This window comes from Streptococcus sp. 68 (genome assembly GCF_013277415.1).
Lineage (GTDB): Bacteria > Bacillota > Bacilli > Lactobacillales > Streptococcaceae > Streptococcus.
Window position 1 is genome coordinate 63,047 of record NZ_VMMX01000011.1, and the last position, 12,034, is coordinate 75,080.

Genomic DNA, 12,034 nt, shown 5'->3' on the forward strand with positions numbered 1-12,034 from the left:
AGATGACAGAAAAAGAAATTTTTGACCGTATTGTGACCATTATCCAAGAGCGACAGGGAGAGGACTTTGTCGTGACAGAATCCTTGAGTCTGAAAGACGATTTGGATGCGGACTCAGTTGACTTGATGGAGTTTATCTTGACACTGGAAGATGAATTTAATATCGAAATCAGCGATGAGGAAATTGACCAACTCCAAAGTGTAGGAGATGTGGTTAAAATCATTCAAGGAAAATAGAAATCGGAGTTCCAAGGCGCTTGTTTTGGAATTTTTCTTTGGTTCAAGTGACCGTTTAGGAACAGATTTAGTCTTTCTAGGGACAGTAGAAATCTGAGGACAAATAAGGGATATAATAGAGTCAGAAAAATCAATCTCCAAAAAGGAGAAAAAAGAAAGGATTTTTATGATGAAAAAATATCTTTATTCTAGTTTGTTAGTTCTTGCAGGAGGCGTTCTCCTAGCAAATACTACGGTAGCCTATGCTGATTCCCCATCAGCAAGTGAGAAAGAAGCGATTGCTCAATTAGTTAATCAAGGTAAGATAAAAGCTGAAGAAGCTGATCAAGTAAAATTGATTGGTTTTGAAGATAAAGAAACTCAAGCAGAGGGCAATCAAGAGAAGAAAGCTTTCAATCAATATCGTGATCCGAAAGGAACATGGATGCAAACCAATGGTAAATGGTGGTTTAAATACGGTTCAGGTGGTTATGCTAAAAATTGGGAACAATTAGATGGCAAGTGGTACTATTTTGATGACCAAGGATGGATGAAAGAAAATACTTGGATTCAACCTGATGGCAATTATTACTACTTATCTGCTAGTGGTGCTATGGTCACTGGTTATCAACGTGTGAATGGTACACCATATTTCTTTAGAGAAAGTGGTGTATGGGTAGAAAATCGTGGGCAGGCACTTGGTGAATACGCAGAGACATTTGTAGGAAGAATTCCATATGTTTGGGGTGGGGCAGATTTGAATAGTGGCGTAGATTGCTCAGGATTTACGATGGCTATTCATGCTAAGTTTGATATTAGTATTCCTAGAGTAACCTATGGTCAAGCAACAGGAGGAAGTTATGTAAGTAATGGTTCTCAACAAGCTGGAGATTTGATTTTGTATAATAGTGAAGAGACAAATGACCATGTAGGTATTTATGTTGGTGGTGGAAAGGTAGTTCATGCTCCATATCCAGGTCAATATGTTTCTTATATGAATCAATACGGTATTACTCAAAATACAATTCGTAGATATTGGTAATATTGTCTAATTTTTCACAATATTATTGACTTTGATAATGAAAAGTATTAAAATATAGCTAAATAAAGAGGGGAAGCCCTCTTATAGCTGTTCGATAAAGGAGGAAATAGCTATGAAAAAATCTAAATTACTTACTCTTGGTTTGCTTGCAGGTGCTGGTCTGCTTTTGTCTATTAACCAAGCACAGGCTGCAGATACTTGGGTTAAAAATGGTGCTGACTGGAATCTTTCACAAGATGGCAGTCTAGCTAAGGATAAATGGGTACAAAATGCTGGGTCATGGTATCACTTCGACAGCACTGGTAAAATGCAGACAGGCTGGCTCAAAGACGGTGATACATGGTATTCACTAGCAGATAGTGGAGCTATGCGTACTGGCTGGTACAAGGAAGGCAACACATGGTACTCACTAGCTAATAGTGGTGCCATGCGTACAGGTTGGTACAAAGAAGGGTCTACATGGTACTATCTTCATTTTAGTGGTTCTATGATGACAGGTTGGGAGTTCATAGATGGTAAATGGTCTTACTTTGAAAAATCAGGTGCTATGGTCGCAGATAGAGCTGTTCCAGCCAGTGATGGGGAAAGTTATGTCATTGGTAAGGATGGCTATCTAGCAAATAGAAAAGATGCTGGATACAATATTCATGATATTGTCAAACTTGGAGATGGGCAAGAATATTTGCTAAATGCTAAAGGTGACGATGTTATTATTGAAAAAAACACTTGGTATATCAGACCAGAGTTCAAGAAGTTCTCTAACAAATATGGGGATGAAGTTGCAAATACTACCTTAGCTTTAGTGGATAATAAAGAAGAAGGACAAGAAATTGATCCTAAGGCAGTTGTACAGAACTTCCAAAACTTACCAAATCGCTACTACTTTGATGAAAATGGACATCGTGTGGTTAATATCCCAGCAATGACAACCTATTCAGAGATTAAAAAAGTTGGCAATGATGTCTATTTAGAAAATCCAGGTGCACGACTTCGTCTTGGAGCTACCCACTTTACAATCAATAACAATAAACTATACTATTTAGAAAATGAGCAAGGTAAGCTCAAAACAGGTTACTTTGTATTAATTGATGATGGTATGGCTACAACCCACTATCACTTCCTAGCCTATGCGGATCAATCTGGTGAAATTCTTAAGATGAAACGCTTGCCATCAGGAGTTTCAGATTATCTGGATAAAGAAATCGATGGTTTATATGGTGAAAAAATTAAAATTGAATCTCCACACTCAAACGAATATTATAAAGTGGTTGTGGTTAAATAAAAATAACATCTTCACAACTAATTGTTAACACTCTAACCAATATACCATTTTCAGGAGGCTTTAGATTTCTTGTATTTTAAAAGGAAACTAAAGCCTTTTGTAGATGAAGCAGGGGATAGAGTTATCTATAAAATAATGAAAAGGAGTCTGTCATGGAAATGAAAAATACATTTGTAGAATTGGAACAATTTGAAGAGTTAACCTCAGAGGTATTGGAGGAAGTGAATGGTGGAGGGATTTTTGAAGATACTGTAAAATGGTGCAATAAATTATTTGGTACGGGTAGACACGTTGCTTAAATTCACAGTATTAGTTAGAGATTAGATTTATTTATGCTTATTTTAGAATTCTTATTTTCTGTGATATATCTACTGTTGGTAGTCGTTTCAACCATAGTGCCTACTATTTATTTGGGCGCTCAAATTTCCCCAGAATTTTATAAAAAACGTTATTGGATACTTATATTTTTAATTAGTTTATCTGCTCGTCAAACATTTGGAGAATTATTTCATATAGGAGTTCTTATCTACTTTTACTGTATTTTTTTATTAGTATTGCACAAGGGAAAAGGGGAATCTCTTTTTCTTTCGCTCTATCTTTTTCTCTTCTTTCAAAGTATTCGTTATTTATTTTTGACAATTTGGATTCGTGTATTATCTGGTGAGCATTGTTGTTTCGTAGATTCGTTTTCTACTTTATATATATCTATATTTGATTTATTATCAATCTTTCTATGTTGTAAAATTATGAAGCGTTGGTCTTTGGATTTGGATTTATTCTTTTCAGATACTTTTAAAACCCACTATCGTAAGAGCTTTTTCATTATCCTACCTCTGACTGGATTTAGGATATTCTCTTCGTTCATGACCAATAGAAATAGTTCTTTTTACGTTCGCTTTGACACGACCATTTCTCTCCTGATTTTCATTCTCTTTTTCTCCTGGCTCTTTTATATCAGACACTTAGAGCAGGTTTATCGTGATGAGCAGACCATTCAGAGACAGGAAGAAGAAAATCGTTCCTTGCAAGGGATGGTGGACAAGCTAGGTCATCTCTATGATGAAGTTCGAGGTTTCCGTCATGATTTTGCGGGGATTGTCGCCAGCATGGAGCCTGCCATAGCTAATCAAGACATGGCTGAGGTGTCTACCATTTATCAAGATGTCTTTCTAAAGACCAATGAAAAGCTGAGGAAGGCAGATTACACGGCCTTTAATCTTCATAATATCCATGATATAGCCATTCGTAATACTTTGGCAAAAGCTATGATTGTGGCAGATAATCAGGGAATTCATTTTAGTTTGGAGACGGTGGGGGTTGTCGAAGAGCTGGCATTGCCGATGTTGGAGGCTATCCGTATCCTCTCTATCCTCACGACAAATGCCTTAGAGGCAGCCAGTGAGGCTGAAAATCCGCAGATTCGGGTTGCTTTGTTGGCAGGTGATAGGAGTGTCCGTTTTATCATTGAAAACACTCGTAAGAAAGAAGAACTGAATCCCATCATTCTCAGTCAAAAGGGTTACTCTACCAAGGGTAACCACAGTGGACTGGGCTTAGCGACCTTGGAAGATATGGTTTTTCATTATGATTTAAACTTAGATACCCAGCTAGGAGAGACGACTTTTAGACAAGATTTAGAATTGCCGTTTAAGGATGAGAAACGAGGGGGAGAGGAATGAGAATTTTAGTTTTGGAAGATGATAGAGTTCAGCAGGGACGGATAGAGCAGACTTTACTAGATATCGGTCGCTCTCGCAATTTAAGATTGGAAATTGATATTGCTAAAAACTATGGAGATGTTGAAAAGTATTCTCAGTATTTTGACCATTATCAGCTCTATTTATTGGATTTAGAGATTGATGGAGAGCGTGAACGGGGTTTTCAGGTTGCTCAACAGGTTCGGGAGCGGGATCCCTTTACAAGTATTGTCTTTGTGTCCACACACTCGGAGGCCTTGCCTCTAGCTTTTCGCTACCACTTGTCTGCCTTGGATTTTATTTCCAAGGATCAGCCTGAGGAGGATTACCGTCATCAGATGGAGCGCTGTCTGGACTATGTACTGGCAGTGGACAAGAGAGAAAATATGCGTCTCTTCACCTATAGTTTTGAGGGAAGACGAGGCTTTACTCTGCCCTACCATGAGATTTTAGCCTTTGAAACCTCAGTGGAATCCCATCGTATCAAGGTCTATTATGCCAATCATTCTATCAAGACCATTTATGGCAGTCTCAAGGATATCGCTGCCAAGGCTGAAAAAGATTACTTTGTCTATGCTAATCGCAATACTTTAGTCAGTTTACAAGCCATTGAAGAGATGACTGCCACAGAAGTGACCTTGTTAGAAGGCTTGCATTTCCCCGTATCACGAACAGCCAGAAGAACCCTTAAAAAACATCTCAATGTCTAATATCTGTTAGATTTGAATGAGTTTATCAATAAGAATGTCGGAAAATTTTCTGATATTCTTATTTTTTTGGATTCTTTCTCGAATAGATAAGTAAGAGGAAACAGAAAGGAGCCTAGTTCATGTATCTACCAATCTTGTATCCGTGGTTCATTAAATTATTTTTTAAATAAAATTTAATTTAGTTGTACATTTTTGAAATTTTTTTCGAATAGATAAGTGAGAAGAAAAAGAAAGGAGTCTGGTTTATGTATCTACCGATTTTCTATTCATGGTACATTAAATTATTTTTTAAATAAATTTAATTAGTTGTACATTTTCGAAATTTTTCTCGAATAGATAAGTAAGAGGAAAAGAAAAGGAGTCTGGTTTATGTATCTACCGATTTTCTATTCATGGTACATTAAATTATTTTTTAAATAAATTTAATTAGTTGTACATTTTTGAATTGTTTTTCGAATAGATAGGTGAGAAGAAAAAGGAGGGAGTCTATTTCATGTATCTACCAATTTTTTATCCGTGGTTTACTAAATTATTTTTCAAATAAATTTAATTAGTTGTACATTTTCGAAATTTTTTTCGAATAGATAAGTGAGACGAAAAGGAAGGAGACTACGCGATGTATTTACCAATCTTATTGCCATGGTTTATCAAATGGTATTTAAAATAAATGAAATTTACCTGTTCATTTTAAATCACTTCTCAAATAGATAAGTGAGACGAAAAGGAATTCAGTAATTTATCTATTCTGGTTTTTAAAATGGTTTAAGAGCCAGAAATCGTAAACTAAAAAATAGAAATAAAGGAGAAAAAAGATGACAAATTTTGACAAAATGGAACAGAACTTTGTAGCTCTTACAGAAGAAGAGTTGATGAATGTAGATGGGGGAATTGCACCAATTATTATTGGTGGTGTAGTTATTGGTTGGAAATTAATTGGAGGTGTAGCTGCGCTTGCTACAGTTTCAGCAGGTGCGGGCATAGCTGCAGGATATTATGCTAATAGACCATAATTTTGTAGATATATATGAAATTTGTTAAATTAATGTTGAAGATTTGGCCTGAGCTTATGGTATTACTTAGTTCAATATCTTATACAATTATCAGGTTGGTAGCTGATGTGAATAAGCTACCCTTACCTACATGGTTTGATGATTTTAATATACAAACAATTTCATTGTTTTTAATGGTATTCATTTTATTATATAGAAGTAAAGGAGAAAAGAATGGATAAATTTCAAGTAGTTGATGAGAAAGATTTGCAAGTAATTGAAGGAGGAATTGAACCTATTTCGATTATATTTGGCCTAAGTGCTATTGCATTTGGCGCATTTGGGGCTGGTTACACATTTGGTTCAGATTTGGCTCGTCGTGGGCGTTAGATAATGAATAATCGCAACCTTAATCTCAATACATTGTTACCTAAACTAGCCACGATATTTCCTTTGTTGGGAATAACTCTTAATGTCGCGCTTCATGTGATTCGTACAGGTTCGTTAGTATCCTTTAATTGGCAATGGACTTTAGTTGGTTTGCTTTTCGCAGGATATTTTGGTATTTTTCGCAAAGATTTGTCAAAAAATAATCAAAACTATAAATGAAGAACATGAATCAAAAGGATTTTGTGTATGTGAATGGCAGCGTTTTTCCGCCATTCTTGTCAGGTAATTAGGAGTCTATTATGAAACAATTCTTATTAGGTTTTGCTGAAGGGTATTTTACCGTATCACTCATTATCTACATCGCAACGTATTTGATTTTGAAAAATCCAATCAATACCCTATTTTATCCAGAAATTTACCCTGTTTTATTTGGGCTCTTTTATCTAGGATATAAGGTCAATAAAAAGCAAGTAGAGTGAGCAGTTAGGAATGACTTGTTAGTCTGTGCTAAAATGACTAGAGTATAATCTCAGAATGCATCACATCGGAGTTTAATATGAAATTTGTTAAATCAATACTGAAAGTTTGGCCTGAAATCATGGTATTACTTAGTTCAATGTCTTATATAATCATCAGATTAGTAGCTGACATAAATAAAGTATCTTTACCTACTTGGCTTGATAGTTTCAATATACCAACGATTGCATTATTTGTGATGATATTCATTCTTTTATATAGAAGTAAAGAAAAAAAGAATGGATAAATTTGAAGTAGTAGACAATCTATGGGGAAATAGGAGTCTTGTAGCAACGAATCAAAAAAGGAGTAACGATGAATCGTAATTTAGAACGGTGTTATCTATTCTGACTATGAATAGATCATACCAGAGGTGGCTTAGAAATAGCAGGGACATTAAAAATTGAATTAACTTTAAATAGGATGTCGTAAAGTTTACTATCAATGATTTATTTGTCCCAAGCTTGCCTAGGGTGACAGTAAAAAATCAATTTCCTTTCATACCATATTTTTAGTAGGTAGGACGCTTGTTCTGCCTATTTTTTATCCAAAAAGTGCAGTTGGGAGGGAGATAGGCGCATTTGGGGAGGAAGTCCAGTTTTTGTTTGGAAATTGAGGTAAGATAGTTGTTATCAGATGAGTTTATACTCTTCGAAAATCAAATTCAAACCACGTCAACGTCGCCTTGCCGTATATATGTGACTGACTTCGTCAGTCCTATCTACAACCTCAAAACNNGGCTAGTTTCTTAGTTTGCTCTTTGATTTTCATTGAGTTTAGGAAAAAGGAGATGAATATGAAATTTGGGAAACGTCACTATCGTCCGCAGGTGGATCAGATGGACTGCGGTGTAGCTTCATTAGCCATGGTTTTTGGCTACTATGGTAGCTATTATTCTTTGGCTCACTTGCGAGAATTGGCCAAGACGACCATGGATGGGACGACGGCTTTGGGCTTGGTCAAGGTGGCAGAGGAGATTGGCTTTGAGACACGAGCGATCAAGGCGGATATGACGCTCTTTGACTTACCAGATTTGACTTTTCCTTTTGTTGCCCATGTGCTTAAGGAAGGAAAATTGCTCCACTACTATGTGGTGACTGGACAGGATAAGGATAGCATTCATATTGCCGACCCAGATCCTGGGGTGAAGTTGACTAAACTGCCACGTGAGCGTTTTGCGGAAGAATGGACAGGAGTGACTCTGTTTATGGCCCCTAGTCCAGACTACAAGCCTCATAAGGATCAAAAGAATGGTCTGCTCTCTTTTATCCCTATATTAGTGAAGCAGCGTGGCTTGATTGCTAATATCGTTTTGGCAACACTCTTGGTAACCTTGATTAACATTGTGAGTTCTTATTATCTGCAGTCTATCATTGATACTTATGTGCCAGATCAGATGCGTTCGACACTGGGGATTATTTCTATTGGGCTGGTGATTGTTTATATTCTTCAGCAGATCTTGTCTTATGCTCAGGAGTATCTCTTGCTTGTTTTGGGGCAACGCTTGTCGATTGATGTGATTTTGTCCTATATCAAGCATGTTTTTCACCTGCCTATGTCCTTCTTTGCGACACGCAGGACAGGGGAAATCGTGTCTCGTTTTACAGATGCTAACAGTATTATCGATGCACTGGCTTCAACCATTCTTTCGATTTTCCTAGATGTATCAACGGTCGTCATTATTTCTCTTGTTTTATTTTCACAAAATACCAATCTCTTTTTCATGACTTTATTGGCGCTGCCTATCTACACAGTGATTATCTTTGCTTTTATGAGGCCGTTTGAAAAGATGAATCGGGATACCATGGAAGCCAATGCGGTTCTGTCTTCTTCTATCATTGAGGACATCAACGGTATTGAGACTATCAAGTCCTTGACCAGTGAGAGTCAGCGTTACCAAAAGATTGACAAGGAATTTGTGGATTATCTGAAAAAATCTTTTACCTATAGTCGGGCAGAGAGTCAGCAAAAGGCTCTGAAAAAGGTTGCCCATCTCTTGCTCAATGTCGGCATTCTCTGGATGGGGGCTGTTCTGGTTATGGATGGCAAGATGAGTTTGGGGCAGTTGATTACCTATAATACCTTGCTGGTTTACTTTACCAATCCTTTGGAAAATATCATCAATCTGCAAACCAAACTTCAGACTGCGCAGGTTGCCAATAACCGTCTGAATGAGGTTTATCTGGTAGCTTCTGAGTTTGAGGAGAAGAAAACAGTTGAGGATCTGAGCTTGATGAAGGGAGATATGACCTTCAAGCAGGTTTACTACAAGTATGGCTATGGTCGAGATGTCTTGTCAGACATCAATTTGACCATTCCCCAAGGTTCTAAGGTGGCTTTTGTGGGAATTTCAGGGTCAGGTAAGACGACCTTGGCCAAGATGATGGTTAATTTTTACGACCCAAGTCAGGGAGAGATTAGTCTGGGTGGTGTCAATCTCAATCAGATTGATAAAAAGGCTCTGCGTCAGTATATCAACTATCTGCCTCAACAGCCTTATGTCTTTAACGGAACGATTTTGGAGAATCTTCTCCTTGGGGCCAAGGAAGGGACGACTCAAGAGGATATCTTACGGGCGGTCGAGTTGGCAGAGATTCGGGAGGACATTGAGCGCATGCCACTGAATTACCAGACAGAATTGACTTCGGATGGGGCAGGAATCTCAGGTGGTCAACGTCAGAGAATTGCTCTGGCGCGTGCTCTCTTGACAGATGCGCCGGTCTTGATTTTGGATGAGGCGACCAGCAGTTTGGATATTTTGACAGAGAAGCGAATTGTCGATAATCTCATGGCTTTAGACAAGACCTTGATTTTCATTGCTCACCGTTTGACTATTGCTGAGCGGACAGAGAAGGTTGTTGTCTTGGATCAGGGCAAGATTGTCGAAGAAGGAAAGCATGCTGATTTGCTTGCACAGGGTGGATTTTACGCCCATTTGGTGAATAGCTAGAAAGAGGAGAGGATGAAACCAGAATTTTTAGAAAGTGCGGAGTTTTATAATCGTCGTTACCATAATTTTTCCAGTCGGGTGATTGTACCCATGTCCCTTCTGCTCGTGTTTTTGCTTGGCTTTGCAACATTTGCAGAGAAGGAGATGAGTTTGTCTACTAGAGCTACTGTTGAGCCTAGTCGTATCCAGGCAAATATCCAGTCAACTAGCAACAATCGTATTCTTGTCAATCATTTGGAAGAAAATAAGCTGGTTAAAAAGGGAGAACTGTTGGTTCAATATCAAGAAGGGGCAGAGGGTGTCCAAGCGGAGTCCTATGCCAGTCAGTTGGACATGCTCAAGGATCAAAAAAAGCAATTGGAGTATCTGCAAAAGAGCCTGCAAGAAGGGGAGAACCACTTTCCAGAGGAGGATAAATTTGGCTACCAAGCCACCTTTCGCGACTACATCAGTCAAGCAGGCAGTCTTAGGGCTAGTACATCGCAACAAAATGAGACCATCGCGTCCCAGAATGCAGCAGCTAGCCAAACCCAAGCCGAAATCGGCAACCTCATCAGTCAAACAGAGGCTAAAATTCGCGATTACCAGACAGCTAAGTCAGCTATTGAAACAGGCGCTTCCTTGGCCAGTCAGAATCTAGCCTACTCTCTCTACCAGTCCTACAAGTCTCAGGGCGAGGAAAATCCGCAATCTAAGGCACAAGCGGTTGCGCAGATTGAAGCGCAGCTTTCTCAGTTAGAATCTAGTCTTGCTACTTACCGTGTCCAGTATGCAGGTTCAGGTACCCAGCAAGCCTACGCGTCTGGTTTAAGTAGTCAATTGGAATCCCTTAAATCCCAACACTTGGCAAAGGTTGGTCAGGAATTGACCCTTCTAGACCAGAAAATCTTGGAGGCAGAGTCAGGTAAGAAGGTTCAGGGAAATCTTTTAGACAAGGGGAAAATTACGGCGAGTGAGGATGGGGTGCTTCATCTTAATCCTGAGACCAGTGATTCTACCATGGTAGCAGAGGGGACTCGACTAGCCCAACTCTATCCGTCCTTGGAAAAAGAAGGGAAAGCCAAACTCACAGCTTATCTAAGTTCAAAAGATGTAGCAAGGATCAAGGTCGGTGATTCTGTTCGCTATACTACGACTCATGATGCCAAGAATCAACTTTTCCTAGATTCTACTATTACAAGTATTGATACGACAGCTACTAAGACTGAAAAAGGGAATTTCTTTAAAATTGAGGCGGAAACTACTCTAACTTCGGAGCAGGCTGAAAAACTTCGGTATGGGGTGGAAGGTCGCCTACAGATGATTACGGGCAAGAAAAGTTACCTACGTTATTATTTAGATCAATTTTTGAACAAAGAGTAATGTTCGTGTTTTTAGAGTTAAATGATTTTAAAACTGTGAGAAAGTTTTTTCTTGCGGTTTTTTCTTTATGAATTTCGTCATACAATCGTTATTTATTCGGTTAAATTCTTGTAATTTTAGGTTTTTTATGGTAGAATGTGCTCAAGTAATACGAAAGGCGAACTTTAAAATGTCAAAACAATTGATCTATTCGGGAAAAGCTAAAGATATCTATACAACTGAGGATGAAAATCTTATTATTTCAACTTACAAGGACCAGGCGACTGCTTTCAATGGTGTTAAGAAGGAGCAGATTGCAGGTAAGGGAGTGTTGAATAATCAGATTTCATCTTTTATTTTTGAGAAATTAAATGCGGCTGGTGTGGCGACTCACTTTGTGGAGAAACTTTCAGATACGGAACAACTCAATAAAAAGGTTGAGATTATTCCTTTGGAAGTCGTGCTTCGCAACTATACTGCTGGTTCCTTTTCAAAACGTTTTGGTGTGGATGAGGGAATCGCCTTGGAGACTCCGATTGTCGAGTTTTATTACAAAAATGATGACTTGGATGATCCATTCATCAATGACGAGCATGTGAAATTCCTACAGATTGCGGATGACCAGCAAATCGCTTACTTGAAGGAAGAAACTCGTCGAATCAATGAACTCTTGAAGGTCTGGTTTGCTGAGATTGGGCTTAAGTTGATTGACTTTAAGCTAGAGTTCGGTTTTGACAAGGATGGCAAGATTATCTTAGCAGATGAATTTTCACCAGATAACTGTCGCTTGTGGGATGCGGATGGCAACCACATGGATAAGGATGTTTTCCGTAGAGGATTGGGAGAACTAACAGATGTTTACGAGATTGTCTGGGAAAAGTTGCAGAAATTGAAATAACAAC

General features: G+C 38.3%; 14 protein-coding genes. All 14 read left to right on the forward strand.

The features are described from left to right. Nucleotides 1-2 precede the first annotated feature (2 nt). Nucleotides 3-236, forward strand: a complete 234-nt coding sequence (locus tag HT720_RS06835) for an acyl carrier protein (RefSeq protein WP_000136446.1) — start codon at nt 3-5, stop codon at nt 234-236. 169 nt (nt 237-405) lie between these two features. Beyond that, complete coding sequence (locus HT720_RS06840; RefSeq protein WP_240149485.1) at nt 406-1,257, forward strand: C40 family peptidase; 852 nt, start codon at nt 406-408, stop codon at nt 1,255-1,257. A 112-nt stretch (nt 1,258-1,369) separates the two neighbouring features. Then, nucleotides 1,370-2,539, forward strand: a complete 1,170-nt coding sequence (locus HT720_RS06845) for an N-acetylmuramoyl-L-alanine amidase family protein (protein ID WP_173275155.1) — start codon at nt 1,370-1,372, stop codon at nt 2,537-2,539. Nucleotides 2,540-2,691: 152 nt separating this feature from the next. After that, nucleotides 2,692-2,838, forward strand: coding sequence for a smi_0057.1 family bacteriocin-like peptide (locus tag HT720_RS06850; protein ID WP_173213969.1), 147 nt, complete (start codon nt 2,692-2,694; stop codon nt 2,836-2,838). A 564-nt stretch (nt 2,839-3,402) separates the two neighbouring features. Continuing rightward, entirely contained in the window at nt 3,403-4,218 is an 816-nt protein-coding gene (locus HT720_RS10255) for a GHKL domain-containing protein (protein WP_000184941.1), read from the forward strand. Further along, nucleotides 4,215-4,946, forward strand: coding sequence for a response regulator transcription factor (locus HT720_RS06860; protein WP_049512835.1), 732 nt, complete (start codon nt 4,215-4,217; stop codon nt 4,944-4,946). Before HT720_RS10255 ends, HT720_RS06860 begins: the two co-directional genes overlap by 4 nt. Before the next feature lie 812 nt (nt 4,947-5,758). Then, nucleotides 5,759-5,956 carry a class IIb bacteriocin, lactobin A/cerein 7B family gene (locus tag HT720_RS06865; protein WP_000180825.1) on the forward strand — a complete coding sequence of 66 codons (198 nt, stop codon included), beginning with the start codon at nt 5,759-5,761 and terminating at the stop codon, nt 5,954-5,956. A 213-nt stretch (nt 5,957-6,169) separates the two neighbouring features. Beyond that, the gene (locus tag HT720_RS06870) at nt 6,170-6,325 is read left to right on the forward strand and encodes a smi_0061 family bacteriocin-like peptide (protein WP_000357248.1); all 156 of its coding nucleotides are present in this window, start codon (nt 6,170-6,172) and stop codon (nt 6,323-6,325) included. 3 nt (nt 6,326-6,328) lie between these two features. Next, the gene (locus tag HT720_RS10410; RefSeq protein WP_009014477.1) at nt 6,329-6,544 is read left to right on the forward strand and encodes a hypothetical protein; all 216 of its coding nucleotides are present in this window, start codon (nt 6,329-6,331) and stop codon (nt 6,542-6,544) included. An 80-nt stretch (nt 6,545-6,624) separates the two neighbouring features. Next, the gene (locus HT720_RS06875) at nt 6,625-6,804 is read left to right on the forward strand and encodes a hypothetical protein (RefSeq protein ID WP_173275159.1); all 180 of its coding nucleotides are present in this window, start codon (nt 6,625-6,627) and stop codon (nt 6,802-6,804) included. A gap of 77 nt (nt 6,805-6,881) precedes the next feature. Beyond that, entirely contained in the window at nt 6,882-7,088 is a 207-nt protein-coding gene (locus HT720_RS06880; RefSeq protein ID WP_173275162.1) for a bacteriocin immunity protein, read from the forward strand. Nucleotides 7,089-7,637: 549 nt separating this feature from the next. Next, entirely contained in the window at nt 7,638-9,791 is a 2,154-nt protein-coding gene (comA, locus tag HT720_RS06885) for a peptide cleavage/export ABC transporter ComA (protein WP_173275165.1), read from the forward strand. Nucleotides 9,792-9,803: 12 nt separating this feature from the next. Continuing rightward, nucleotides 9,804-11,153: a competence pheromone export protein ComB gene (gene comB, locus HT720_RS06890; protein WP_173275168.1), complete on the forward strand. Its 1,350-nt coding sequence runs from the start codon at nt 9,804-9,806 to the stop codon at nt 11,151-11,153. A 169-nt stretch (nt 11,154-11,322) separates the two neighbouring features. Then, the gene (gene purC, locus HT720_RS06895) at nt 11,323-12,030 is read left to right on the forward strand and encodes a phosphoribosylaminoimidazolesuccinocarboxamide synthase (protein WP_173219019.1); all 708 of its coding nucleotides are present in this window, start codon (nt 11,323-11,325) and stop codon (nt 12,028-12,030) included. The last annotated feature ends 4 nt before the right edge of the window (nt 12,031-12,034 follow it).